General features: G+C 45.8%; 21 protein-coding genes and 1 pseudogene. 9 read left to right on the top strand and 13 right to left on the bottom strand.

Annotated elements, in window-relative coordinates:
• Nucleotides 1–5 precede the first annotated feature (5 nt).
• The 3 genes from AC07M6_RS16835 (at nucleotide 6) to AC07M6_RS16825 (ending at nucleotide 4,514) form a co-directional block, all read left to right on the top strand.
• Nucleotides 6–1,652, top strand: coding sequence for a PspC domain-containing protein (locus tag AC07M6_RS16835; protein WP_494891395.1), 1,647 nt, complete (start codon nucleotides 6–8; stop codon nucleotides 1,650–1,652).
• Nucleotides 1,649–1,843 (top strand): hypothetical protein, encoded by a 195-nt coding sequence (locus AC07M6_RS16830; RefSeq protein ID WP_494891393.1) that lies wholly within the window; start codon nucleotides 1,649–1,651, stop codon nucleotides 1,841–1,843. The genes AC07M6_RS16835 and AC07M6_RS16830 overlap by 4 nt, the downstream gene beginning before the upstream one ends.
• Nucleotides 1,844–2,003: 160 nt before the next feature.
• Complete coding sequence (locus tag AC07M6_RS16825; RefSeq protein ID WP_494891392.1) at nucleotides 2,004–4,514, top strand: outer membrane beta-barrel protein; 2,511 nt, start codon at nucleotides 2,004–2,006, stop codon at nucleotides 4,512–4,514.
• Nucleotides 4,515–4,720: 206 nt separating this feature from the next.
• On the opposite strand, the gene AC07M6_RS16820 is transcribed toward AC07M6_RS16825, so the two are convergent.
• From AC07M6_RS16820 to AC07M6_RS16810, 3 genes are all read right to left on the bottom strand, one after another.
• Complete coding sequence (locus AC07M6_RS16820; RefSeq protein WP_494891391.1) at nucleotides 4,721–7,222, bottom strand: M14 family metallopeptidase; 2,502 nt, start codon at nucleotides 7,220–7,222, stop codon at nucleotides 4,721–4,723.
• A gap of 79 nt (nucleotides 7,223–7,301) precedes the next feature.
• Complete coding sequence (locus AC07M6_RS16815) at nucleotides 7,302–7,628, bottom strand: type II toxin-antitoxin system RelE/ParE family toxin (RefSeq protein ID WP_494891389.1); 327 nt, start codon at nucleotides 7,626–7,628, stop codon at nucleotides 7,302–7,304.
• The gene (locus AC07M6_RS16810) at nucleotides 7,618–7,830 is read right to left on the bottom strand and encodes a hypothetical protein (protein WP_494891387.1); all 213 of its coding nucleotides are present in this window, start codon (nucleotides 7,828–7,830) and stop codon (nucleotides 7,618–7,620) included. Before AC07M6_RS16810 ends, AC07M6_RS16815 begins: the two co-directional genes overlap by 11 nt.
• Before the next feature lie 110 nt (nucleotides 7,831–7,940).
• Here AC07M6_RS16810 and recQ point away from each other — a divergent pair, with 110 nt between their 5' ends.
• Together recQ and AC07M6_RS16800 are read left to right on the top strand one after the other, a co-directional pair.
• Nucleotides 7,941–10,085 (top strand): DNA helicase RecQ, encoded by a 2,145-nt coding sequence (gene recQ / locus AC07M6_RS16805; RefSeq protein WP_494891385.1) that lies wholly within the window; start codon nucleotides 7,941–7,943, stop codon nucleotides 10,083–10,085.
• Nucleotides 10,086–10,574: 489 nt separating this feature from the next.
• Nucleotides 10,575–11,882, top strand: a complete 1,308-nt coding sequence (locus AC07M6_RS16800) for a UDP-N-acetylmuramoyl-tripeptide--D-alanyl-D-alanine ligase (RefSeq protein WP_494891383.1) — start codon at nucleotides 10,575–10,577, stop codon at nucleotides 11,880–11,882.
• A gap of 526 nt (nucleotides 11,883–12,408) precedes the next feature.
• Here the strand turns inward: AC07M6_RS16800 and AC07M6_RS16795 are convergent.
• The 5 genes and pseudogenes from AC07M6_RS16795 to AC07M6_RS16775 form a co-directional block, all read right to left on the bottom strand.
• Complete coding sequence (locus tag AC07M6_RS16795) at nucleotides 12,409–12,603, bottom strand: hypothetical protein (protein ID WP_494891381.1); 195 nt, start codon at nucleotides 12,601–12,603, stop codon at nucleotides 12,409–12,411.
• A 182-nt stretch (nucleotides 12,604–12,785) separates the two neighbouring features.
• Nucleotides 12,786–13,439, bottom strand: a pseudogene (locus tag AC07M6_RS16790) (phosphatidylserine decarboxylase family protein); the annotation flags it as partial.
• 34 nt (nucleotides 13,440–13,473) lie between these two features.
• Nucleotides 13,474–14,277: a phosphatidate cytidylyltransferase gene (locus AC07M6_RS16785; protein ID WP_494891379.1), complete on the bottom strand. Its 804-nt coding sequence runs from the start codon at nucleotides 14,275–14,277 to the stop codon at nucleotides 13,474–13,476.
• Between the two features lie 159 nt (nucleotides 14,278–14,436).
• Nucleotides 14,437–14,649, bottom strand: coding sequence for a putative signal transducing protein (locus tag AC07M6_RS16780; RefSeq protein ID WP_494891378.1), 213 nt, complete (start codon nucleotides 14,647–14,649; stop codon nucleotides 14,437–14,439).
• Nucleotides 14,630–15,580: a CPBP family intramembrane glutamic endopeptidase gene (locus tag AC07M6_RS16775; RefSeq protein ID WP_494891377.1), complete on the bottom strand. Its 951-nt coding sequence runs from the start codon at nucleotides 15,578–15,580 to the stop codon at nucleotides 14,630–14,632. Before AC07M6_RS16775 ends, AC07M6_RS16780 begins: the two co-directional genes overlap by 20 nt.
• Before the next feature lie 43 nt (nucleotides 15,581–15,623).
• Between AC07M6_RS16775 and dusB the strand changes: the two genes are divergently transcribed.
• Both dusB and apaG read left to right on the top strand, forming a co-directional pair.
• Complete coding sequence (gene dusB, locus AC07M6_RS16770; protein ID WP_494891376.1) at nucleotides 15,624–16,616, top strand: tRNA dihydrouridine synthase DusB; 993 nt, start codon at nucleotides 15,624–15,626, stop codon at nucleotides 16,614–16,616.
• 302 nt (nucleotides 16,617–16,918) lie between these two features.
• Nucleotides 16,919–17,305, top strand: coding sequence for a Co2+/Mg2+ efflux facilitator ApaG/CorD (apaG, locus tag AC07M6_RS16765; RefSeq protein ID WP_494891374.1), 387 nt, complete (start codon nucleotides 16,919–16,921; stop codon nucleotides 17,303–17,305).
• Nucleotides 17,306–17,393: 88 nt separating this feature from the next.
• Here apaG and AC07M6_RS16760 read toward each other — a convergent pair whose 3' ends face one another.
• Nucleotides 17,394–17,735 carry an MmcQ/YjbR family DNA-binding protein gene (locus AC07M6_RS16760; RefSeq protein ID WP_494891372.1) on the bottom strand — a complete coding sequence of 114 codons (342 nt, stop codon included), beginning with the start codon at nucleotides 17,733–17,735 and terminating at the stop codon, nucleotides 17,394–17,396.
• A 9-nt stretch (nucleotides 17,736–17,744) separates the two neighbouring features.
• Complete coding sequence (locus AC07M6_RS16755) at nucleotides 17,745–18,449, bottom strand: hypothetical protein (RefSeq protein ID WP_494891371.1); 705 nt, start codon at nucleotides 18,447–18,449, stop codon at nucleotides 17,745–17,747.
• An 81-nt stretch (nucleotides 18,450–18,530) separates the two neighbouring features.
• Between AC07M6_RS16755 and pepT the strand changes: the two genes are divergently transcribed.
• A complete protein-coding gene (pepT, locus tag AC07M6_RS16750; RefSeq protein WP_494891369.1) occupies nucleotides 18,531–19,778 on the top strand; it encodes a peptidase T in 1,248 nt (415 codons plus the stop codon).
• Nucleotides 19,779–19,863: 85 nt separating this feature from the next.
• Here pepT and pnuC read toward each other — a convergent pair whose 3' ends face one another.
• From pnuC to AC07M6_RS16735, 3 genes are all read right to left on the bottom strand, one after another.
• Nucleotides 19,864–20,502 (bottom strand): nicotinamide riboside transporter PnuC, encoded by a 639-nt coding sequence (gene pnuC / locus AC07M6_RS16745; protein ID WP_494891367.1) that lies wholly within the window; start codon nucleotides 20,500–20,502, stop codon nucleotides 19,864–19,866.
• Entirely contained in the window at nucleotides 20,502–22,553 is a 2,052-nt protein-coding gene (locus AC07M6_RS16740; protein ID WP_494891365.1) for a M13 family metallopeptidase, read from the bottom strand. Before AC07M6_RS16740 ends, pnuC begins: the two co-directional genes overlap by 1 nt.
• A 190-nt stretch (nucleotides 22,554–22,743) precedes the next feature.
• Nucleotides 22,744–22,986 carry a helix-turn-helix domain-containing protein gene (locus tag AC07M6_RS16735; RefSeq protein ID WP_194110261.1) on the bottom strand — a complete coding sequence of 81 codons (243 nt, stop codon included), beginning with the start codon at nucleotides 22,984–22,986 and terminating at the stop codon, nucleotides 22,744–22,746.
• Between the two features lie 579 nt (nucleotides 22,987–23,565).
• Between AC07M6_RS16735 and AC07M6_RS16730 the strand changes: the two genes are divergently transcribed.
• Nucleotides 23,566–24,705: an acyl-CoA dehydrogenase gene (locus AC07M6_RS16730; RefSeq protein ID WP_494891363.1), complete on the top strand. Its 1,140-nt coding sequence runs from the start codon at nucleotides 23,566–23,568 to the stop codon at nucleotides 24,703–24,705.
• Nucleotides 24,706–24,767 lie beyond the last annotated feature (62 nt).

The following is a 24,767-nucleotide window of genomic DNA, read 5'->3' as shown; positions in this document are numbered from 1 at the left end:
ACATCATGAATAAAACGATCATTATAAATATTAACGGCATTGTTTTCCATATCGAGGAGGATGCCTACGAAGTGCTTAAAAGCTACATGACCGATGTGAAACGGCATTTTATGGATTCGGCCGACAGCCTGGAGATCACCACCGATATTGAAAACCGCCTGGCCGAAATGTTTAACGAGATACTTGCCCGCGACAGCAAACAGGTAATTGTTGAACAGGATGTGCAAACTGTAATTAGCCAAATGGGCACAGTTGAAGATTTTGCTTCGGCAGATGAGGATGAAAAAGCATCGGCCAAAAGCACTTATGCTTATGCTACAGAAAGCCGCAGGCTGTTTCGCGACCCGGACGACCATTTAGCAGCCGGCGTATGCTCGGGCATTGCTAATTACTTTGATATGCAACCGGTTTGGGTGCGTTTAGCCTTCGCCATCGCGTTTTGCTTTTTCGGCACCGGCTTGTTTCTGTATATTATATTATGGATAGTAATCCCTAAAGCCGCAAGCCGCGCCGACCGTATGGCCATGAAAGGCGAGAAGCTGGACCTGCAAGGTTTTAAACGCAACTTTGAATATGAGCTAAAAGGTGTACAAAGCCACGTGAGCAACCTGCATAAGGAAGCCAAACCATTAATATATAAAACCCGCGATTTTGCCGGCGATTTTTTTGATCACCTGCGCAGCTTTTTGGGTGGAGCCGCCAGTATACTGGTTAAACTACTTGGAATAGGTGTAATGCTTACTTGCCTTGGCTTTACCGTAGCCCTGGTTGTATTTGTTTTTACCTACTTTGCTTACGGGCAAAACAACCTGCATCATTTTTTCCCCTTCAATATCATTAACGACGAGTATAGCTTTCCATTTATCATGAGCTCGTTCCTGGTGCTGGCTATACCTTTATTAGGTATAATGTTGGTAGCTGCACGCCTGGTATTTAAGCGTGATGCCATTAACCGTACAACTGGTTATACCTTTTTAGTGGTTTGGATAGTATCCTTGTTTATAGTAGGTTATTATAGTATACAGGTGGCGTCCGAGTTCCGCTCGGGTGGTTCAATCAGCCAAACTATTAATATTAAGCCTAATGCAAGCAACACTTATTATTTAAAGCTGAACAATGTGCGTTATTTAAGTAAAGAAGATAGCGCCAAACTTAACCTGGAGCATGACTTTGCCGGCAAGATCATATTAGATGACGACGATGATTATAACGACATGCACGAGAGTGGTGTGCGCAATGTTAACATCACCATTGAACGCAGCGATGTAACCCAGCCTGTATTGATTGAAACATTTAATGCCCGTGGCCGCGATTATCCTACCGCTTTAATGAATGCCCGCAGCACCGTTTATCAATTTACACAAAAGGATTCGGTACTGACATTTGACCGCCATATACAACGCCCCGGCCAAAAATCATGGCGCGGCCAGGAGGTAAGGCTTACCCTTAAAGTGCCTATGAACACCAAATTGGTTATTGAACGCGACCTTGACCGTTATTTAAATGGTGTAAGCATTTGGGATTGCCAGCAAGTTAACAAACTGGACAACAATATACCTGCTACCTTTATTATGACGGATAATGGCCTGCAATGTAAAGTTGATACCGTGGTTATTAAACGTGACACAACTGCCGCTGTAGTTAAACCATGAAAACCGTATTAAGATATATAACCCTGCTGCTGGTCAGCGGGGTTATTATTCCTTTCTGCAGCTATAATAATATGGCATATACTGCATTGCCCGCTGTATCTCTTAATGCATCTGTAAACAACGGATTTACGTTCTCATTTATCAATGATGTAGCGGCAAAAATACTACCTGTTATTAATTTTTTTAAATAACAGTGTAACCAATACCCCCTTATTTGCATCTTACTAACAACAGCCCGGCAAAGGCCTGATCAGCTCCGGTAATTAGCTTTTATTAATATTTTTTAAAAAGACAAAAAATCTTTAACAGGATAACTATTGCAAAAATTTTATACACATATATACCATTATCATGAAATCTGTCATTAACAAACTATACCTTATATATATAGCACTACTGCTGGCTATCCCGGCAGCAAGCTTTGCGCAGGGGCCCAAGCCTGCCCCGGCAAACGGGCAAAACAGGCCTGCCAATACCGCCCCGGCACCAAAAGGCATTGCCAAAATATCGGGCAGTATCCTTAACGAGCAAAATAAACCGGTGGAATTTGCCACCGTAAGCCTTTTGCGCGCCAAAGATTCATCGGTAGTTAAAGGCGCCTTGGGTAACGAGGCTGGCCTTTACAAACTCGACCGTGTGCCCGCAGGTAACTACATTATTAAAACCACTATGGTGGGATACAACAAGGGTGTAAGTAAGCTGGTAACCATTACCGCCACAACTACTGATGTTACTGTGCCCGCCATTGTTATGCAGTCATCTTCAAAAACGTTGAAGACGGTGAATATCCAATCATCGCGCCCGTTAATTGAGCGCAAGCTCGACCGCCTGGTCATGAACGTAGAAAACAGCGTACTGGCAGCCGGTAACACTGCTTTAGAGATATTGGAACGCGCCCCTGGTGTAAGCATTGATAAAGATGATAACATCAGTTTAAATGGCAAGGGTGGCGTTACCGTAATGATCAACGATAAGTTGACTTATTTATCAGCCGCTCAGTTGGCCACCATGCTGCGGTCAACCGATGGCAACAATATCCAGTCGGTAGAGATCATTACTAACCCATCGGCTAAATATGACGCATCGGGCAATTCGGGCATTATCAATATCAAATTAAAAAAGAACCGCCAGGTAGGTACCAGCGGTACCGTTACCTTAGGTGCCGGCTATGGTGCCTGGGGTAAGGATAACGAGAGCTTGTCATTAAACCACAAACAAGGCAAGCTGAATATTTTCAGCAACCTGAGCCATAATGATAACAAGCGCGAAAACAACCTGAACATAAAAAGGGTGGTACAGTCGTCATCATCAAATACCTATTTTGACCAGGACACCAAATTATTATCGCCAAACCATTATAATAATTACAGGGTTGGCGCCGATTATGATATGTCTAAAAATAACACCATCGGCTTTATCGTAAACGGTTATGTAAACGGCGAAAGTGACAGCAGCAGCAGCCATACCCGCATAGGTAAAACATTTGCCGCTAAGGATTCGACCTTAGAAAGTTTCTCTAACAACAAGCAGCATTATACCAATTTTGCCGCTAACCTAAACGATCGCTGGCAAATTGATACCCTTGGCCAGGAGCTGAGCATTGATTTGGATTACTCGCGGTTTAACAACCAGTCGGACGGTGTGTATGTTAATAACGTATACTTTGCCAATGGATCGTTAAAACAGGCCGAGATCCTGCGCAACCAATCGCCATCAACCATAAATATCCGCACAGCTAAAGCCGATTATACTTACCCTATTTCAAAAAGTTTGAAATTTGAAACCGGTGCTAAATTCAGCAGTGTAAAAACTGATAATAACCTGCTGGCGCAGATCCGTAATTCGGCAGGTAACTTTGTTAACGACCCTACCCGCACCAACCATTTTATATACCAGGAAAAAATTGATGCCGGGTACGTTAACTTAGGTAAAAGCTACAAAAACACATCAATGCAGTTTGGCTTACGTGCCGAATACACCACATCAAACGGATACCTGGTGAACAGCCCGGCCGTTGTAAGGCATTATCTTGACTTTTTCCCGAGCATATTTATTAACCACAGCCTTGATAAAAAGAATGATATCGGTTTATCGTACAGCCGGCGTATTGACCGCCCTGATTATGGCAACCTGAACCCATTTGTATTTTACCTGGATAAATACACTTACAGCCAGGGTAACCCATTTTTAAGGCCGCAATACACACATGCATTTGAATTTAATTATACCTGGAACAAAACAATAAACGCATCATTAAACTATAGCCGCACTACCGATGTAATGAACCAGATTATTTTAACCGATACGGTTAAAAAGGCTTCGTACCAAACCAATATGAATTTGCAGGTACTAAACTCTTACAGTTTAAACATCAATTCGCCCTATACCATTGCTAAATGGTGGACCGGTAACGGCAACTTCAATATATTTTACAACAAGTTTAAATCTAACAACTTATTAGGCGCCAACTTAAACGACGGACAATTAGCTTACCAGGTTAGGGCTACTCAAAACCTTACCTTTATTAAAGGCTATCGTATAGAGGTTACCAGTGTGTACCGCTCGTCTCAAACACAGGGCATTTATAAGATCCAGGAGCAATATGCTGCTGATGCCGGTATAAGCCATACGTTTGCCAACAAAAAAGCTAATCTGAAATTGGCCATGAGCGATGTGTTTAATACCCGCCGCAATAATGTGATCAGTATGTACCAATCGGTTAACCTCGATATACACCAGCGCAACGAAAGCCGGGTAACGCGTTTAACGTTTACTTATAATTTTGGTAACAACAAAATAAAAGCCCGTCAGCACCAAACCGGCGCCGACGATGAAAGCAGCAGGGCAGGGAAAAGTAATTAAGCCCCCCAGCCCCCTGAAGGGGGAGTAAAAGCAAAAAGGCATCATGATCATGATGCCTTTTTGCTTTTACCAACTTGTTATTGCGAGGAGCGGCCGGGCCGGTGCATGGGGGGGCGACGTGGCAATCTCGTAGTTTGCTCTGCGTGTAACGAGATTGCCACGCTATCGCTCGCAATGACAATACTTGTTTAGGAAAGCCGGGGGACTCAATTCCCCACCATAAACACCGCGTTGCTGAACAGCAGCTTACCGTTCTCCCAAAACTCGCGAAACAGGGGATCGTCAACCATATAGATGACAGAACCGCGGCCAATGTTCTGCACACCCAGCAGCATGCCGTCGGCTATTTTTTCTTTGCTTTTCTGGCCTACAAAACCGGCTACATAGCCATCCTTTTTAATGGTGCCCACGTTCCAGCTGTTATCGCCCAGGTATTCGTATATATTATCATCCAGCTTAAGGGTAAAATAGTAATTGGGCAGCCCAAAACCCAGCGGATGTGTATTATCCAGCTTAAGCCGGTAAATAGCGCCGGGCACGCTTGAGCGGAGGGCTTCATGCTCGCGTTCGCCGTATAATTTTACATCCTGTACTTTTTTGTTTTTATCGTCGTCCTTATCGGCCTTTTTATCTTTTAGTTTAACAGCAAACCCTTTTTTATCCACCAGCTGACTAATAGCATCGCCCATTACAATCATTTTGCCGCCATCGCGCACCCAGCCCTGCAGTTTATCGGCAGGCAAATCGGTGTAGTTACCGTCGGGGACGATCAGCACATCAAAATCCGAAAACTTTACGCGGTTAATATCCTGGTAGCGCACCAATGCAACCGGGTAACCTATCTGTTGTTCAAAAAAGTGCCATATCTCCCCCATCGCTTCCGAATTGGTGCCTTCGTTACTGAGTAATATAACCCGGGGCCTGCTTACAAAATGCACTTCCTTCGATCCGATATCCGCGCCCTTATCTACAAAGCCCGATTTAAGCGGCACCAGGTTGCGGCCAAACATATTGGCTGTCTGGATCACCACCTGGTCAAAGTCGGGCCGCCCGTTACCCGCCTTGGTAATGATGAGCGATCCGGCGCTGAACTTTTTGCCGCCGGCTTCAAACGCGTTTTCGGCATAGCGCACCCTGATGTTCTTTTTCAGCAGCGCGGCTAAAAACCTCACGTCATCTACCGATTGCCAGCTGCCTACATATGCATAGGCTTTAGTAATATCCATGGGGGCCTCGGTAGTATGGGTATAGCTGGTTTCGGTACCTTTTAACGATTCTTTTAACCCATAGGCCTTTAACCCATAAGCATAGGGTAATGACCACGCCGTAATATCATAGGTGTTTGAATCGGCCACAAAAGTTTTAGGCTCAAACAGCACATTCAGCAATACCGATTTTGGCTGACTGGTATTGATCACCATATCATCACCCGTAATGTTAAAGGCTTCGTTTTTAGCCGTGAAATAATTATATCCGCTCAGCACCGCTTTGTTTAAGCCGAAAGCGTATTGTATACTATTCCTGTCCAGCAGTTTGGCCAGGGCGGCTACTTTATCTTTATTCTCGTTTTTAACCACATAGGTTTTGTACTCGCCCGATGGGTTGATCCGGCTATCATCAAAAAACTTTTTGAATTCGGTTAACACGCGCGATGCATGCATAGATGCTATTTCAACGGTGCTTAAACTGTTGGAGTGGTGATGGGCTATCCTGTCGGCCAGGGTCAGCGTATCGCCGCTTTTGGTAAGTACCGCCAGGCCTCCGCCTATGCCGCCCTGCTCGTAGGTCATCCCGATAGAACCGTTGTATAAAGGATAAGTATCCCCGTACGATGGGTATAGCAGATCAAATTCTTCGCGGGTAAAATACATCCAGTTGTTCTGGTCGAAATACTTGGCGTTGTTTTTCCCGATAGTGGTTTGAAACTCGCGCTGCCAGTTAGTGATCACCCTGTGGAAAGGCTCTGCAGCCGGGGCAAAGTAATAAGGGCTGTTATATCCCTGCTCGTGAAAATCAACATGGATCTGCGGCAGCCATTGGTTATAAAGGCCTACGCGCGCCTGCGTTTCCTTTTGTACCTGCCAGGCCCAATCGCGGTTTAAATCAAAGTAATAATGGTTAACACGCCCGCCTGGCCATGGTTCGGTATGCTCGCGCGATGAGGCATTGGCATCGGGATTGATATCGCCTACCTGGTTGTAGTAGTTTACGTAACGGTCGCGCCCATCCGGGTTAAGGCAGGGATCTATAGCGATAACGGTATTTTTTAACCAGGCTTGTGTACGCGTATTGGTAGGGTCGGCCAGGTCGAACAAAGTTTGCATAGCCGCTTCGCTTGATGAAGGTTCGTTACCATGCACGTTATAGCTTAACCACACAATAACCGGTGGATTGGCAATAACGGCGCTTTTTTCCAGTCCGGCTAACGACATGTTGTATTTGCGGATCTCTTCCAGGCGGTTAATATTGACTTCCGACCCTATGAACATGGTCATCAGCGGCCGGCCCTCGTTAGTGGTGCCATATTGCAGCAGCTTTACATTTTTTGAGTTTTGTGCCACATACCGGAAGTACTCGGCAATACGCGAATGCACTGTAAAATGCGTACCCAGCTTATAGCCTAAATAATCAGACGGGGACTGCAATTGGGCGTTAGCGCAACCATAACAAACCACAAAAAATAACAGTAGAAGTAATTTTTTTATCATATAGTAATGGCTAATTTACTATAATTTATCATTACGTATATATGGGTGTAAATTATTGCAACCAGGAGCGGAAAATTATTTATAAATAATCCTCAATCAGCGCTTTAATTTCTTTTTCGGAAATACTGCTTCGTTCGCTCTTATCATAAATGGAAAAGATAAGAACAGAGGTTTCTTCAACTTTAACAAACGACAATACCCTTGCACCCCCTGATTTCCCTTTGTTTTTAGAAACTATGGCCAGGCGTATCTTAAAAATGCCTTTCCCGAGTGGAGTACCCTGATTTGGGTTCTCTTCAAGCGCGGCAAATAAAACTGCTAATTCCGATTTAAGTGATGGGTATTTTTTGATCAGTCTTTTCGCTTCCTTCTTAAAATTATCCGAAAGCTGAATATTATAACTCATTCAAAAAATCTTTTGCCGAAGTAGTTTTGAGTTTTCCTTGTTTAAACAAGCGCACTTCATCTAAACCAGCTTTTATATTATCCGTCATTTCAGTCGTATCCGAAACGGGTTCTATATCGTATGGAATTTTTAATCCATCCAACATTACTTGTAAAGCTTTTTGCTGCGCTTCGTTTTCCGGATGTATAATAAATGTTTCCATATTCAAATTTACAGTTAATAACGTAAAAAAACAATTTGCACGCCGTTGTCTATTTTAATCCTAAAAATCCTCCAAATTCAGCACCTTTGCATATACACGTATCTAAACCCATGACACCCGCACAGGCACTCCAAAAATATTACGGCTACAGTGAATTCCGCCACCAGCAGGAGGCCATTATACAGCATATCCTAAACAAGGGCGATGCCATGGTGCTGATGCCTACCGGCGGCGGTAAATCGCTTTGTTACCAGTTACCGGCGGTATTGCTGGAGGGTTTAACCATCGTTATCTCGCCACTGATAGCCCTGATGAAAGACCAGGTAGACGCGCTGAACGTTACCGGCATCCCCGCGGCCTACCTTAACTCTACCCAAAGCAGCGGCGAGCAGCAGGATATCATCAACCGGCTAAAAAGTAACAGTATTAAACTGCTGTACCTGGCCCCCGAACGCTTGTTTAAAACCGGGAACCGTTTAACCGAGTTCCTGCAATCGCTGAAGGTATCGTTGATTGCCATTGATGAGGCGCACTGTATCTCACACTGGGGCCACGATTTCCGGCCGGAGTACCTGATGCTGGCGGGATTGAAGGATGCCTTCCCCGAGATCCCGGTGATTGCCTTAACCGCCACCGCCGATCAGCTGACCCGCAAGGACATTTTAGAAAAGCTGGCGCTGCATAACCCGGCGCAATTTGTGTCATCCTTTAACCGGGCCAATATCAATTATACCGTATCCCCAAAAAAGAACAGCCTGAACCAATTGCTGGCTTTTTTGGATGAGCATCAAGAAGATTCGGGCATTATTTATTGCCTGTCGCGGCAATCAACCGAGGATTTGGCCAATCAGTTAAAAAAAGAAGGTTTCCTTGCCGAAGCCTACCACGCTGGTCTGAACCACGAGGTAAAAGCCCGCAACCAGGAAGCTTTTCTGCGCGATGAAGTGCGGATTATGGTAGCTACCATTGCCTTCGGTATGGGTATCAATAAATCAAACGTGCGCTACGTGGTACATATCGATCTGCCTAAAAACATTGAGGGTTATTACCAGGAAACCGGTCGTGCCGGGCGTGATGGTTTGCCGTCGGAGGCCTTGCTATTCTATTCGCCGGGCGATGCCTTTAAGCTGCAAAACTTTGCCCGCATTGAGGGCAACGAAGACCAAAGCCGCATTATGCTGAAAAAGCTGGACGATATGGTGAAGTATTGCCAACTGACCACCTGCCGCCGCAAATACCTGCTCAATTACTTTAACGAACCCTTCCCCGATCATTGCGGCAGCTGCGATGTGTGCCTGACCGAACGCCAGGTGTTTGATGGGACACTTATCGCGCAAAAAGCCCTATCTGCCGTAGCGCGGTTAAAGGAGCGTTTTGGCAGCGGCTATGTGATCGATCTGCTGCGTGGCGCCAACAACGCCAAACTGCGCGAGGAGCATAAACAGTTAAAAACTTACGGCGCCGGTGCCGATATCAGCAAGGCCGACTGGCAGCGTTACCTGCGCGAGCTGATTACACTGGGGTATTTGCAGGTTTCTAATGGCGAATACCCGGTTTTACTGCTCACCGGTAAAAGTGAGGCTGTTTTAAAAGGCCAGCATATGGTGGAGTTAACCCTATCGCAAACTACCGAGGAAGTACAGCACGAAATACCGCCGCACGAGGCCGATCTGTTGCGTAAGCTGAAAGAGATCCGTACCGGGATTGCCAATGCCGAAAACGTACCGGCCTATATCATCCTGTCGGATGCTACCCTGCTGGAACTGGCTACCTATCTGCCCCAAAGCATGGATGAGTTAAAATACATCTCTGGCTTTGGCGAGGTGAAACTGGCGCGGTATGGCGAGGCTTTTTTACGGGCGATCATCAACTATTGCGGCGAAATGGGCCTGGCATCTAAAATAAAAAGCCGCCCCGCCAAACGCGAGCGTAAGGAGCGCAAACCCCGGTCGCCCTTAACTGCGGGAACGAAGCAGGAAAGCTTTAACCTATACCAATCAGGTAAAACAATTGAGGAGATTGCCGCCCTGCGCGAACTATCCCCTACCACCATACAAAGTCACCTTTGCCATTTTGTGCAAACCGGTGAACTGGATGTAGCGACATTTGTGGCCCCCGAAAAGATGCCGGCCATACAGGATGTTGTTGAGAGTTACGGGCAGCAACAACTATCGCCGTTAAAGGAGGTTTTGGGTGACGGTTACAGCTATGTGGAGATAAAGGCGGTGATTGCGTGGATGAACAGGGAGGGGTAAACAGGTAATCTGCACGCCCGTAAACAGGGTTAACACAACTTAACACAATTTACGCATAATTTTTTACAAACGCTTGATTATTAGCCAATTATACTTTTACTGTGTTAACCCTAAAAAGATGCTTTTTTCAAGTCAAATGCATCTGATATTTGCGCTGCCCATGACGTGTTCTTTAACCGTGTTGTCATTTCGACGAACTTGCGGGGGTATAGGCAGGGGGTGAGGAGAAATCTTATACGAAAGGACCGTTTACGCGTATAAGATTTTTTCCCTCCGGTCAAGAGATAGTTCTCTTTCGCCCTCTCCCGCAATTCCAGCCCGGCTCTATCGATGACAACATGATTTAACGTCATCCATACCCCCAAAGCCCCGCCGGGATTTAATACCTCGCGAGGTGGTTATACCGGATTATCGTAATTGTTATTTTTAACTTGCGGACTCAAAAAATCTTTCGGACTTTCGGTCTTACCGACTTACGGAATCAAAACCATGTCTACCACCCAACAAATATACCAGCACTATCTGCAGCACCCGGTTATCAGTACCGATACGCGGAAGATAGCCCCGGGCAGTTTATTTTTTGCCCTGAAGGGCGATAAGTTTGACGCCAATACCTTTGCGCAGCAAGCCATTGAACAGGGTGCGGCTTTCGCGATCATTGACAACCCGGATTATCAGTTAGGCGATCAATATATTTTGGTGGATGATGTGCTGACTGCCTTGCAGGATTTGGCGCGTCACCATCGCCAACAATTAAACATCCCGGTGATAGGCTTAACGGGCAGCAATGGTAAAACCACTACTAAGGAATTGATCAATGCCGTGCTATCGCAACGCTTTAATACACTGGCCACACAGGGCAACCTGAATAATCATATCGGCGTTCCCTTAACCATTTTAAGTATTAACAATACCCACCAAATGGCGGTGATTGAAATGGGGGCCAACCATCAAAAAGAAATTGAACTATTGTGCAGCATAGCGCAACCGAGTCATGGCCTCATCACCAATGTAGGTCGTGCCCATTTAGAGGGTTTTGGCGGCGTAGAAGGTGTTAAAAAAGGCAAGGGCGAATTGTATGATTACCTACAGCAATCCGGGGGTGTAGCGTTTATTAATAGCAATGACCCGGTGCTGATGGAAATGCAGGCGGCGCGCACCTTAAGCAATAAGGTGTTTTATGGCGATGAGAACAATGCCCTGATCAGCGCTAAGCTGATCGCTAACGCGCCCTATTTATCTTTCAGCTGGACCAATAACACATCGGGCGAAAGCCACAACGTCACATCGCAATTAACAGGTGAGTATAATCTGGACAATATGTTAGCGGCTATCTGTATCGGCACCTACTTTAAGCTTAGCGTCGATGAGATCAACGCCGGTATTGCCGGTTATCAGCCTAAAAACAACCGCTCGCAGTTGATGCAAACCGCCACCAATACTTTGGTGTGCGATTATTATAACGCCAATCCCAGCAGCATGGCTGTGGCTATAGATAACATCAGCAAGCTGGCAGCCGCCCGTAAAGTATTGATACTGGGTGATATGTTTGAACTGGGGGATGATTCGCCGGCGGAGCATTTGGGCGTGATACAAAAGGCCATGCAAGCCGATGTAGCCGACCGGATCTTTATCGGCGAGGTTTTTTATCAGCAAAAAGGGAATAACAAAGCCACCTTTTACCGCACGGCAGAGGAGGCAATGGTGAGCATTACCGATCATCCTATTAAAAACTCAACCATATTAATTAAAGGTTCGCGCGGAATGGCGCTGGAACGGTTGGTGGGGTTGTTGTAACCCCTTGTCATTGCGAGGAGCAGTGGGAAGACTGGGTAGTGGGGCGACGTGGCAATCTCGTAGCATGCAGAGCAAGCTTGTGTTTTCGCTGGGTCTCTCGAAGATTTAAGTTACCCCACAAAATTTGCTATAAATACTGTTAGCAAGTCCGCATAGCGGACGAAATATCTTGTAGCAACGGGTTTTAACCCGTTGATTAATGTATAAAAGCAACATGAGTTCCATCGGAACGGCAAATATCCTGTCGAATATAGAAACGATAAAGATATGGCCCGAACCTACGGCTCTCTCCCATAAACTATTCCATTAATCAACGGATTTCAATCCGTTGATTAAATATGAACCGGGGCGATGCCCCTTTAGCCTAAATAAAAGGTTTTGGTTTTATGGGTTAACTTAAACTCGAAGAGGACCCTGCTGGGCGGCAATCTCGTAGCATGCAGAGCAAACTACGAGATTGCCACGTCGCCCCACCACTCATGTGCCCGGCCGCTCCTCGCAATGACAAGTTGGGTGTAGTGGGTTGTTAAGCTTTCTTCACCGCGGCCTTCACAGGCATTGCTTTCAACATAGCCGCTTTGCTGGTTTTTTTACAGCATGAGCCGCCCATGTGGCATTTTTCGGCTTTTTTAGCTTTTGGCTTGGTTTTGTCGGTTGCAAAACTGCTGCTTACTGTGGCTACCGATAAGGCTACCATCATCATTAACGTTATTTTTCTCATGGTTTCCTGGGTTTTGCTTTGGTGGCCGGCGCCCGTTTTTTCGCGGCTGCTTTAGCCGCGGGCGTTGGCGCGGTGGGGTGTTCTATTACCAGTGTTTCCTTTGGTGCTTCCGCTTCTTTTTCAGGCTTAGCATCGGTAACATGTTCGGCTGCCGCCTGCAATTTTGAATTAGTTGGCGTTGGTAACTCGGCCAGGATGGTACGGCCGCCTTTCACTACCTGCCCCAATTCTACTTTAATAGTTGAACCCAAAGGCAGGAAAAGATCCACCCGCGAACCAAACTTAATAAAGCCAAACTGATCGCCCTGCGCAACCCTATCGCCTTCTTTTACATACCAAACAATACGGCGGGCCAATGCACCCGCTATCTGGCGGAACAATACGGGTACGCCCGCGCTGTTCTCGGTTACTATAGTTGTACGCTCGTTCTCGGTTGATGATTTTGGGTGCCAGGCCACCAGGTATTTACCGGGGTGATATTTAAAATATTTAACTACGCCGGCTATTGGGTTACGGTTTACATGCACATTTACAGGCGACATAAATACCGATAGCTGTATCCTGCGGTCTTTCAAATATTCGGTTTCGTCCGCTTCTTCTATTACCACCACTTTACCATCGGCAGGGCATACCACCATTTTTTCGTCGGTGGTGAGTTCAAATTTAGGGCTGCGGAAAAACTGCAGGATGATGACAAACAGCAGGAACGACAGGATATAAATGAACCACCTCAGCACCGCTGCTTCGGGGAAATAAAACTGCACCAGCGCGTTCAGTACAAAAATAACCAGAATGCACAGCGCCATTGATGTATAGCCTTCTTTATGAAAAGTCATAGATATTGGGGGTAATTAAATTTATGCAAAGCTACTAATTTGAAACGAAGTACAAGTAACTGTAAACAATTGGCGCGGCAATCAGCAATCCGTCAAACCTGTCCAGCAAACCACCGTGCCCGGGCAGTATCCCGCCCGAGTCTTTCACGTTAATGCTGCGTTTAAACATCGATTCTACCAGGTCGCCCAGGGTACCGAAGCAGGAGATCAATACCGCTATGGATACCCATTGTTTCCACCCCAGTTCGGTATAGTAAATACCGAGCACATAGCCTGCCACTGCTGCAATTACCAAACCGCCGAAGAAACCCTCCCAGGTTTTTTTAGGCGAATGGCGCTCAAACAGTTTGGTACGGCCAAAAGCGCGGCCGGTTAAATAGGCGCCGGTATCGTTAGCCCAAAGCATCACAAAAAAGCCCAGGGGAACGTGGAAATTAAAATCGCCGCCTACATAAGCCATGGCGTGGAAAAACGTGAAAGGCATAATGGTAAACAGCAACCCCAAAAAAGTAAAGGCGATATTATGGAATGGCGTGGCCGATTTTTTAAACAGCTCCTGGATAAAAATACCGCTTAACGCAATCGGCACAACAAACAAAACCGGCTGCACGGCATGGTTAAAGCTGATGTAGGCAAAGCTGATATAGATCAGCGCGCCGTTAATTAACCCGGTTGAGTAATTGGGCTGAAACCCGCTTTTTTTGATCAATCCATAAAACTCAAACTGGCAAAACAGGCCCAGCAGCAAGTAAAATGCCCCGAAAGGATAATGCCCCGTCAGCAGCGAGGCCAGCATCACAATCACAAAAAATAAACCTGTTATAGCGCGTGTTTTCATAGGTATTTGGGGGATGATTTAACCACAGAATGCACAGAGATTTTCACTAAGGACACCAAGGGTATTATCTATATTTTGTTTTTTATCAGTTTATATTTTCAAATAGCACTTTGTGTCCTTTGTGGATCCTCTCTTAGTGATCTTTGTGGTTAAAATAACTCACAAATTTATCTCGTTCAAAATCATAATTTCAATGGCCCGCCCAAAATTATCCTGGTGAATATAAACATCAATATGGCCAAATATTTTGTGCGATGAATCCTGCCTGTTCATCAGCACGGCGTTGATGTCATTTTCAGTCAGCGCCTGTTTCAGCATTTCGGCCTGGTAAAAATTGGTTGATGTAAACAGCTTAATCCAGTTCTTCTCCATCGGCAACCAACTGTTTTTGTATGGTAATTTTGTGGTAAAGCAGCAGTACCAGTACCGATGCGGCCAAGCACAGCACGTAGATCCATAGCTGACTAAACATACGGTCGGTGCCATCGGGGTTCAGTTTTATCACATGGTGCTGGTAAAGGTACATCCCCAATACGGCCGAAGCGTTATTTAAAAAATGCACAAATACCGAGGGCCATATACTGCCGCTCCAGGCGCAAAGGTAACCCAAACCGGCCCCTAATAAAAAGCGCGGCACAAAGCCCAGAAATTCAAAATGGATAAAGCTGAAGATAAAGGCGGTGATCCATACGGCGGCATGGGTGTTTTTTGTCCACCGCAGAAAAACGGTTTGCATACATCCGCGGAAAAGGAACTCCTCTGACAAAGCCGGTAAAAACCCGACAATAAAGATGGTGATATACAGATCGGTCCGGGTTTTCATATCCAGTACCTGTTTTATCACCACTTCGTTCTGTTTTTCTAATTCGCGCATCCAGTTTTCAAGGCCTTTCAGCGGGCCATCCAGGGATAATCGCTGGTTATAAAACGATGTAATGTCTATTACAGGTAAAAAAAACACCATAAAAACAAGGGCCAGCAATAGCAGTACTACAGGCGTAGGACTGCGATATTTAAGGTAGGCATCCGGTTTTTTCACCGTAAAAAAAGCGAAGATGAGCGCCGGTACAAAGTATCCTAAAAAGGTATTGCCCAGGCCCAAAAACAGCCTGAATGCGCTTACATAGTCCTTACTGTGCACCCCTGCCGTATCCATAATCTCGCCCAGCATATTGGTGTCGTATATCATGGCAATCAGGGCCATACATAGCACTACGCCTGCAATCATGCACCCAAGTGCAATTAATATCAAAAACAGCAAATGCTGCCAGGGCGGTGTGCGCATGTAATGGGGTGCGGTCATATTTTGCTATTAAATTAGTATTTTTGCAGCGTTAAAGATAAGGATGTCTGTACAAATAGGAAATATTGATTTAGGTGATTTTCCACTACTGTTAGCACCGATGGAAGATGTGAGCGATCCGCCCTTCCGTTATGTGTGCAAGCAGAACGGGGCGGATATGATGTATACCGAATTTATCAGCAGCGAAGGCCTGATCCGCGATGCGGCAAAAAGCCGCGCCAAGCTGGATATTTTTGAGTACGAGCGCCCTATCGGCATCCAGATCTTCGGCAGTGATATCGACCACATGCGCGAGGCTACCGAGATTGCTACTTTGGCCAAGCCCGACCTGATGGACATTAACTACGGCTGCCCCGTTAAACAGGTAGCCTGCCGTGGCGCCGGCGCCAGCCTTTTGCAGGATATTGACAAAATGGTGGCCATGACCAGCGCCGTAGTGAAAGCTACGCACCTGCCCGTTACCGTTAAAACCCGCTTAGGTTGGGACGATAATACCAAAAACGTTTACGAAGTGGCCGAACGCCTGCAGGATGTTGGCATTAAAGCCCTAACCATACACGGCCGCACCCGTGCGCAGATGTATAAAGGTGAAGCCGACTGGCGCCTGATCCGCGAGATCCGCAAAAATCCGCGCATCCAGATCCCTATTTTTGGTAATGGCGATATCGACAGCCCGCAAAAAGCGGCCGAATGGCGCATGGAATACGAGGTGGACGGCATGATGATCGGTCGCGCCGCTATTGGTTACCCCTGGATCTTCCGCGAGATCAAACACTATTTTAAAACCGGCGAAATACTGGCCCCGCCAACCATTGCCGAACGGGTAGAAGTATGCCGATCGCACCTGGAAAAATCGGTACAGTGGAAAGGCCCCAAAACGGGGATCTTTGAAATGCGCCGTCACTATAGTAACTACTTTAAAGGGGTTGATCATTTTAAAGAGTTCAGGATGAAGCTGGTATCGGTACAAACGTTTGAAGAGGTTAATGAACTGCTGGATGAGGTAGCCGAGCATTACAGTACCGAAATGGCCTGATGTACCTCACCCTGCCCTCTCCAAAGGAGAGGGTTCTAAAAAAATAGCCCGGTCAACGTCCTCGCTTGACTTTAGTTCCTGATTAAGCGTCCACGCTTAATTTGTTTCGCAAGCGTAGACGTTTGCTTCAGGATAGGTTTCAAGCGTGGACGCTTGAAACGGCAATGGTATTTCTTTGCGCATTTTGTGGTTAAATTGCCACTAAAACAGTATAAATCAACCATTAACATGCATCAATTTTGCAAATGGCTTGATATTTGTCAACCTATTTATATATTTGAAAAAAAGAGGTTCGTTTTAATATGACAACAGCTATAACAGAGGGTGTAAAAATAACGGTAGAAACCCAGTATCAGCCTGAGTATTCTAACCCGGCTAATGAGCATTTTATGTTTGCCTACCGTATCAGTATCGAAAACGTGGGCAGTACCGCGGTGCAGCTTTTACGCCGTCACTGGCATATTTTTGATAGCAACAGTACCCATCGCGAGGTAGAAGGCGAAGGCGTGGTTGGCATACAACCTATTATTGAGCCTGGCCAAACACACGAATATATATCGGGCTGTAACCTTAAAACCGATATGGGCAGCATGAAAGGCGAATACCAGATGTTGCGCCTGATGGATAACGCCCTGTTTAATGTTACCATCCCCGAGTTTTATTTGCTGGCATCGTATAAACTGAATTAGTTTTTTAAGATTTCACAGATTTTATTTGTGATTTCACCGGTCTTGGGGAGGGATTTCACCGGTGTTTAAGTGCGCATATTCTGCCGCACTATTTTTTTGCCTTGTTTTTAGGGATCTTAGCCGACACCAGGCTGTACGAATGATCTATCATTTCGCGCAATTGTTTTTCGGTGAGGCTGCCATCCATGTAAACGGTGTTCCAATGGGTTTTATTCATGTGGTAGCCTGGTTGTACTTCGGGATATTGCTCCCTTAATTCGGCCGCCCGTTCGGGATCGCATTTTACATTAAAGCGGTTAGCTTCGGTAAGCCCTATCAGCAAAAATACCTTACCGCTCACCTTAAAAACCAAAATATCCTCGCCAAAAGGGAAACCTTCGGTAACGCTGGGTTTGCTGATACAGTATTCGCGGAGTACCTCAATGTTCATTGCAGCTTTTTATTTTATAGATTTAATGTAAGACGCCGTAGTGCCAAAATTAAATTTTACGCCAACTGTTATAGCGCTAAACATATCCTGCGCATTATTCTTGAATTTGCTGCTGGAATCGTCGTAACCATCAAGGCCTTCGGCAAAGGTAAAATTATGGGTATAGGTAAGGTTTATACCCATAAAAGGCTCGTCATTATAATTGTAGATCTTAAACTCATATCCAAACCGTAAGGGTATCAATATATTGATGCTATGCGCCTGACCGGGGAATAGATAATTAGGGTCGTCAAGCGCGTAACGCCTGATATCGGTAATATTATTAAATATAGCCCCGAAGCCGGTCCCGATATAGAGGCCCTTTAACCGTTGTAATAAAAAATTGCCTTCATATTCTGTTATTTCGCCTAATTGCAGGTCGCCATGCAGGTTAAAGGCAAAATATTCGTTAACAAAATAGCGGTGGGAGGCATCTGTAACATTATTCCCGCCCGATAGTTTACCCGCCTGCAGCTCAAAAACAAAGGGGAGGTAAGGGCTGTAATTATAAACCAGGTTAAAATACATACCGTTTTTTGTATCATTCTGCTTCAGGTCCGAATATGGTCTCACTGTACCAAATCCGCCACCCACGCCCCATTCCGCATAATTGTATTGCGCCTTTACAGCAACACTGATAATTAACAGGCTAATCAGGAGAGTTATTTTTTTCAATGTTGATAATGGTTAATAATTAATCCGAATTGCTTAAATATGCTCAAAAATAAAATAACATCGTTAATGTTGTAACATATTATGATGAATTTGGATTTAACATTTGATGTAGAAGCCCGGTTTTTGCGTTATGTGGTGATCGATACCCAATCAGATCCCGAATCGCCCACCTGCCCATCTACCGAAAAGCAAAAAGACCTGGGCCGCCTGCTGGTTAAGGAACTGCTGGAAACAGGGCTTACCGACGCGCACCTGGACGAGCATGGCTATATTTACGCCACCATCCCCGCTAATACGGATAAAGAGGTGCCGGTTATCTGTTTCTGCTCGCATATGGATACCGCGCCCGATTGCAGCGGCACAGGTGTTAAGCCGCTTGTGCACCGCAACTACCAGGGCCAGGATATTGTTTTACCCGACGACAACACCCAGGTTTTGCGCATGGCCGAACACCCCGATCTGAAAAACCAGCTGGGTAACGATATCATTACCGCCAGCGGCACTACGCTTTTGGGTGCAGATAATAAAGCAGGCGTAGCCGAAATTATGGAAGCCTGCGCGCAATTGATCAATCACCCGGAAATAAAACACGGTACCATCAGGATACTGTTTACCCCCGACGAAGAGATTGGCCGCGGGGTGGATAAAGTTGACATTGCCAAACTGGGTGCCTATGCCGGCTATACCATGGATGGCGAAAGCGCCGGACATATCGAAAACGAAACCTTTAGCGCCGATGGCGCCAAACTGATGATTAACGGCGTAAGCGCCCACCCCGGTTTTGCTAAAGGGAATATGGAAAGCGCCATAAAAATTGCCGGGCAAATTGTAGCCGCCCTGCCTTTTGAACTATCGCCCGAAGGCACATCAGGCATGCAGGGCTTTGTGCACCCCGTTGGCATAAAAGGCCATGTGGAGCAGGCCGAGATTGATTTCATCATCCGCGATTTTGAGGATGCTAAACTGACCGATCATGCCCATGCGATCTGTGCTGTTACCGAAAAAGTGCTGCAGCAGTTCCCGGGTTCATCGTACCAGTTAACTACCAAACCCCAGTACCGCAATATGAAACAGGTGCTGGATAAACATCCGCACATAGTGGATTATGGTATAGAGGCTATCCGGCGCGCCGGGATGGAACCGCACCTTCAAAGCATTCGTGGCGGCACAGATGGCTCGCGCTTATCGTTTATGGGCTTGCCCTGCCCCAACATCTTTGCCGGGGAACACGCTTTCCATGGCCGGCAGGAGTGGGTATCGGTACAGGATATGGAAAAGGCCGTGCTCACTATTTTGCATTTATGTATGGTTTGGGAGGAGAAGAGTTAGGATCTCCATTGCGTCATAGCGAGGAGTGAAACGACGTGGCTATCCCCGGCTTGCAGATCGGCTCTGTATATCGGGGATTGCCACGCTACGCTCGCAATGACGTGGAGGCCTGCCCCCGCCATACTTTACGCCAGTCAAAGTAGCCCACCAGGGCTATTACAATATACACTACAAACATAAAGGCAAAGGCCTGCAGGTCTTTCACGGTGTAGATCACTACATAGATGATATCTACAAACACCCATATCAGCCAGTTCTCTAAAACCTTGCGGGCCATCAAAACCTGCGCGGCCAGGCTCACTACTGTGCAAAAGCTATCCAGGTATGGGAATGCAGGTGGTTGATAATTGAGCCGTGCTGCAAAAGTGATCAATGTAAACCCTAAAACCGGGGTGATGACCATCACGGCAGCCACCGTCCATAAAATTTGCTTGCGCGAGATGCGGACTACGGGCCGTTTTTCTTCATCAGTCTTTTTCCGGCTCCATACATACCAGCCATAAATATTAATGATGGTGAGGTAGGTATATTGCAGCATATCGGCATACAAGGCTTTGCCGGCCATGATATAAATGGTAATCACTGTACTAATGATAGCGATAGGCCAGTTCCAGATGTTATTGATGGCGGCCAGGTAAACGCATAGTAAGCCCGTGATTACGGCTACGATTTCCAGATAGCTCAACTGATGCCAATATTCTTGTAACGCTTGTATGATATGCATTACCAGATTCTAACGCGTTTATCCGGGTCTAACCACATCTTATCCCCCTTCTTAATCCCAAAGGCCGTATAAAACTCCGGCACATCGGTAAACGGCCCGTTCACTCTTAAAAACCCGGGCGAGTGTACATCGGTCAATATCTGGTTGGCTAATGATTCGTCGCGGGTGTGGCCCAGCCAACCTAACGAATAACCGAGGAAGAACCTTTGCATAGGTGTTAAACCGTTAATGCGCTTGCCTTCTTTATATTGTTTGGTCTTTTTAAACGCGTCGATACCCAAAACTATCCCGCCAAGGTCGGCAATATTTTCGCCCAGGGTGGCTTTGCCGTTAATGTGCAGACTGTCCAGCACTACATAACCGTTAAACTGGTTCACCAGCATTTGGGCGCGTTGGGTAAACCTGGCCGAATCCTGCTTGGTCCACCAGCTTTTCAGGTTGCCTTTTGCATCGTACTGGCGGCCCTGATCATCAAAACCATGGGTAATTTCGTGCCCGATGGTTGATGCGGCTGCATAGCCATAAGCCACGGCATCATCTACATCGGCATCCTTAACGCCCGGTATCATAAACTGCGCGGCCGGCAGGGTAATCTCGTTATTGGACGGACTGTAGCTGGCATTATAAGTCTGTGGCGTCATGCCCCACTCGGTATGGTCAACCGGTTTGCCTAATTTGTTAATATTATTCAGATATGCCCAATGCCTGGCGCGCATCACGTTGCCGGCGTAGGATACGCGATCGATCTCCAAAGTCGAAAAATCTTTCCATTTATCGGGGTATCCCACTTTGGGATGGATAGCATTCAGTTTTACCAGTGCTTTTTGTTTGGTAACGGGGCTCATCCAATCCAGCTTGGCAATATGCTCGCGGTACGATTGGCGCATGGCCTCTACCATTTGATTATAGCGCAATTTAGATGTTTGCGGGAAATACTCTTTCACAAATAACTGCCCCAACAGTTCGCCCATCAATTGGTTTTCGGTATCGGTTACACGTTTAATACGGGGCAATTGCTCTTTACGGCCGGCTATGATCTTCCCGCTAAAGCGGAAACTTTCCTCTTCAAAAGCTTTTGGTAAAAAGGAAGCATAAGTTGACAGTACTTTAAAGCGTAGGTAAGCCTTCCAGTCATCAACCGAAAAAGTGGTTAATGCCTTGTTAACTGCGCGGTAATACTCGGGCTGGCCCACAATTACCGTATCAACCGGTTTATACTCCATGGCTTTAAACTGCTCGGCCCAGTTAATATTGGGGGTCAGGCTGTTTAATTTAGCCAAAGTCATTTTGTTATAGTTGCGGTATGGGTCGCGCATTTCCTCCAGCTTGCGGGTGCTGTCGGCTAAAAACTTTTCTATTCTATATATACTCTCGGCCCCTTTTGCCGCTTTAGCATCATCCCAGCCCGAAAGTTTCAGCATGGTGGGCAAGTGGTTGGTGGTATAGTCGGTACGCACCCGGGTAGTGCGGGCATCGGTTTTAAAATAATAATCGCGGTTGGGCAAGCCTAAACCCGCCTGCCTGAACTGAACGATCATTTTCGCACTGTTTTTATCATCCTGCCCAACGCCGGCGCCTATAATACTGCGCACGCCATAAGCGCCCAGGTAAGCGGTCGCGTTTAAAATCCCTTTAACATCCTGCGCACGGTCTATGATCTCCAATTGCGCTTTTATCGTGTTTAAGCCTTCCCGTTCGATCCCGATAGTATCCAGTCCGCTATAATAAAAATCGCCAATTTTTTGAGTGGCAGTGCCTTTAGGAGCATTTGCTTTAAGGGCCGCTTCGTTAATATTACGCAGGCGCTCGCGGATATCCTCGCCAACAATGTTGCCAATGCCCCAACTGGAGTAAGCTGCCGGGATAGGGTTACGTTTGATCCAGCCGCCGTTGGCATACAGGAAAAAATTATCGCCGGGTTTAACCGATTGGTCAAGGTTATCAAATACCGGATCGGTAGTTTTACCGGGCAGGCTGCTGTTTTGATAGGCTGTTAAAATAAATACCGATACCGCGGCAATACCGGCCACATACTTTTTATTAAAATTCATGTTGATTGATCGTTTAAACAAACTTAATTAAAACAGCTTATTTATTTTTTGCGGGCATGTAACATTATTCTGATGCGGCCTAATTCACCATTTGTGCACATTTTTGTCGGGATATCAGTACACCGCTGTATACAATAAAAGAAATATGCCCCAATATTCAGACAGCAAAAAACAGGGGTTTAATTAATAATTAATAGATACCCTGGAAAAAACCCGAGAGCGAAACATCAAAATAATAGCAAACCTTACGTAAAGTGTCTAATCTTACATCTATTTTACCCGACTCTAAACGGGCTATATTGATGTTTGTTTCGCTATAAAACTTCTCCTGGGTAACCTGATTTTGCCTGCGCAGGCGCTTTATTTGTAAGGATACTTTCTTTTTAAAAGCCTCTTCCGAGTTGTTAAGATATTCAAAATCAGTGAGTAACATATATTTGGGCGTGTTTAATGGGTATTGAATAAGTTAAATGTAGAAATTTTAAAGATCTATTAACTATTCGCCTATAAAAATAAAACCTTTTTATAAATTCTGACGTATAAGTATTTGTAGCGGCAGATTTATGGCTTTACATTTGTTATTATAATTGCACGGCTCTACCATATCTGTGAAAAGATAATAAGATATAAAGGAATACATCTACCAGTGAAAAACTTTATTTTGAATTCTCAGACGCCCAAGCTGAGGTTTTTTTGTTCTTTGTTTTGGGTTTAATCAATAGTTTAAATTAATTAGGGGAAAGGGAGCTTCGCAAGAGCTCTCTTTTTTTGTGCCTTGTTTTTCGTTTGATTTAACCACAAAGTTCACAAAGAATATCAAAATGGCTAACACAAAGGGCACAAAGGTTTTTATTACTACTCCTACCAGGATTTTTGATCAATTAGCTTGGTGTTCTTTGTGATTCCTTTCTTTGCGCCCTTTGTGGTTAAATTCTCATTCGTTATATTTATTTCGCAATAAATTTTACTATGCACGCATAATACTTATTTTTGTAAAATAAATCCACACCCCATGCATTTTGAATTTACAGAAGAACAGTTAATGATACGCCAGGCCGCGCGCGATTTTGCACAAACCGAATTAAAGCCGGGTGTGATAGAACGCGATGAGCATCAAAAATTTCCGGCCGAACAAATAAAGAAATTGGGCGAGCTGGGCTTTTTAGGCTTAATGACATCGCCCGAATATGGCGGCAGCGGCATGGATGCCATTAGCTATGTGCTGGCCATGGAAGAGCTTTCAAAAATTGACGCCTCGGCATCGGTTGTGGTCTCTGTAAATAATTCATTGGTTTGCTACGGCTTAGAGAAATACGGAAGCGAAGAACAAAAACAAAAGTACCTGGTGCCACTGGCCAGCGGGCAGGTGATCGGCGCGTTTTGCCTCTCGGAACCCGAAGCCGGCAGCGATGCTACATCACAACATACTACGGCTGTTGATATGGGCGACCATTACCTGCTTAACGGCACCAAAAACTGGATCACCAATGGCGGTAACGCCTCTACTTACTTAGTAATTGCCCAAACCGATGTTGCCAAAGGCCACAAAGGCATTAACGCCCTGATCGTAGAAAAAGGCATGCCGGGTTTTACCATCGGCCCGAAAGAAAATAAGCTGGGCATCCGCGGCTCGGACACCCACTCGCTGATGTTTACCGATGTTAAAGTGCCTAAGGAAAACCGCATTGGCGAAGACGGCTTCGGGTTTAAATTTGCCATGGCCACGCTGGAAGGCGGGCGCATTGGTATTGCCGCGCAGGCTTTAGGCATTGCTTCGGGCGCTTATGAACTGGCCTTGGCCTACTCTAAAGAGCGTAAAACATTTGGCAAACCTATTGCCGAACACCAATCCATTCAATTTAAACTGGCCGATATGGCTACCGAAATTGAAGCCGCGCGCCTGCTGTGTTTAAAGGCCGCCTGGTTAAAGGATAATGGCCAGCCCTATGGCCGCGCCAGCGCTACCGCCAAACTATTTGCATCGGAAGTGGCGATGAAAACCACTGTGGAGGCCGTGCAGATACATGGCGGCTACGGCTTTGTAAAGGAATATCATGTAGAGCGCCTGATGCGCGATGCCAAGATCACACAGATTTATGAAGGGACATCCGAAATTCAGAAGATCGTCATATCCCGCGACATATTGAAATAGTTACAATCAAAAAACACCTTGCTAAAAAAAGAATACTAATTTAGTAGGGTATATTTTTGATC

The organism is Mucilaginibacter sp. GW821-FHT07H05 (assembly GCF_059418485.1).
The sequence above is the reverse complement of the archived record's forward strand: the minus strand, read 5'-3'. Positions and strand labels throughout refer to the sequence as shown.

What these genes read in the sequence shown, in the direction of transcription:
- AC07M6_RS16835 (WP_494891395.1), top strand. Translation starts at nt 6, where the DNA reads ATGAATAAAACGATCATTATAAATATTAACGGCATTGTTTTCCATATC.
- AC07M6_RS16830 (WP_494891393.1), top strand. Translation starts at nt 1,649, where the DNA reads ATGAAAACCGTATTAAGATATATAACCCTGCTGCTGGTCAGCGGGGTT.
- AC07M6_RS16825 (WP_494891392.1), top strand. Translation starts at nt 2,004, where the DNA reads ATGAAATCTGTCATTAACAAACTATACCTTATATATATAGCACTACTG.
- AC07M6_RS16820 (WP_494891391.1), bottom strand. Translation starts at nt 7,222, where the DNA reads ATGATAAAAAAATTACTTCTACTGTTATTTTTTGTGGTTTGTTATGGT.
- AC07M6_RS16815 (WP_494891389.1), bottom strand. Translation starts at nt 7,628, where the DNA reads ATGAGTTATAATATTCAGCTTTCGGATAATTTTAAGAAGGAAGCGAAA.
- AC07M6_RS16810 (WP_494891387.1), bottom strand. Translation starts at nt 7,830, where the DNA reads ATGGAAACATTTATTATACATCCGGAAAACGAAGCGCAGCAAAAAGCT.
- recQ (WP_494891385.1), top strand. Translation starts at nt 7,941, where the DNA reads ATGACACCCGCACAGGCACTCCAAAAATATTACGGCTACAGTGAATTC.
- AC07M6_RS16800 (WP_494891383.1), top strand. Translation starts at nt 10,575, where the DNA reads ATGTCTACCACCCAACAAATATACCAGCACTATCTGCAGCACCCGGTT.
- AC07M6_RS16795 (WP_494891381.1), bottom strand. Translation starts at nt 12,603, where the DNA reads ATGAGAAAAATAACGTTAATGATGATGGTAGCCTTATCGGTAGCCACA.
- AC07M6_RS16785 (WP_494891379.1), bottom strand. Translation starts at nt 14,277, where the DNA reads ATGAAAACACGCGCTATAACAGGTTTATTTTTTGTGATTGTGATGCTG.
- AC07M6_RS16780 (WP_494891378.1), bottom strand. Translation starts at nt 14,649, where the DNA reads ATGGAGAAGAACTGGATTAAGCTGTTTACATCAACCAATTTTTACCAG.
- AC07M6_RS16775 (WP_494891377.1), bottom strand. Translation starts at nt 15,580, where the DNA reads ATGACCGCACCCCATTACATGCGCACACCGCCCTGGCAGCATTTGCTG.
- dusB (WP_494891376.1), top strand. Translation starts at nt 15,624, where the DNA reads ATGTCTGTACAAATAGGAAATATTGATTTAGGTGATTTTCCACTACTG.
- apaG (WP_494891374.1), top strand. Translation starts at nt 16,919, where the DNA reads ATGACAACAGCTATAACAGAGGGTGTAAAAATAACGGTAGAAACCCAG.
- AC07M6_RS16760 (WP_494891372.1), bottom strand. Translation starts at nt 17,735, where the DNA reads ATGAACATTGAGGTACTCCGCGAATACTGTATCAGCAAACCCAGCGTT.
- pepT (WP_494891369.1), top strand. Translation starts at nt 18,531, where the DNA reads ATGATGAATTTGGATTTAACATTTGATGTAGAAGCCCGGTTTTTGCGT.
- pnuC (WP_494891367.1), bottom strand. Translation starts at nt 20,502, where the DNA reads ATGCATATCATACAAGCGTTACAAGAATATTGGCATCAGTTGAGCTAT.
- AC07M6_RS16740 (WP_494891365.1), bottom strand. Translation starts at nt 22,553, where the DNA reads ATGAATTTTAATAAAAAGTATGTGGCCGGTATTGCCGCGGTATCGGTA.
- AC07M6_RS16735 (WP_194110261.1), bottom strand. Translation starts at nt 22,986, where the DNA reads ATGTTACTCACTGATTTTGAATATCTTAACAACTCGGAAGAGGCTTTT.
- AC07M6_RS16730 (WP_494891363.1), top strand. Translation starts at nt 23,566, where the DNA reads ATGCATTTTGAATTTACAGAAGAACAGTTAATGATACGCCAGGCCGCG.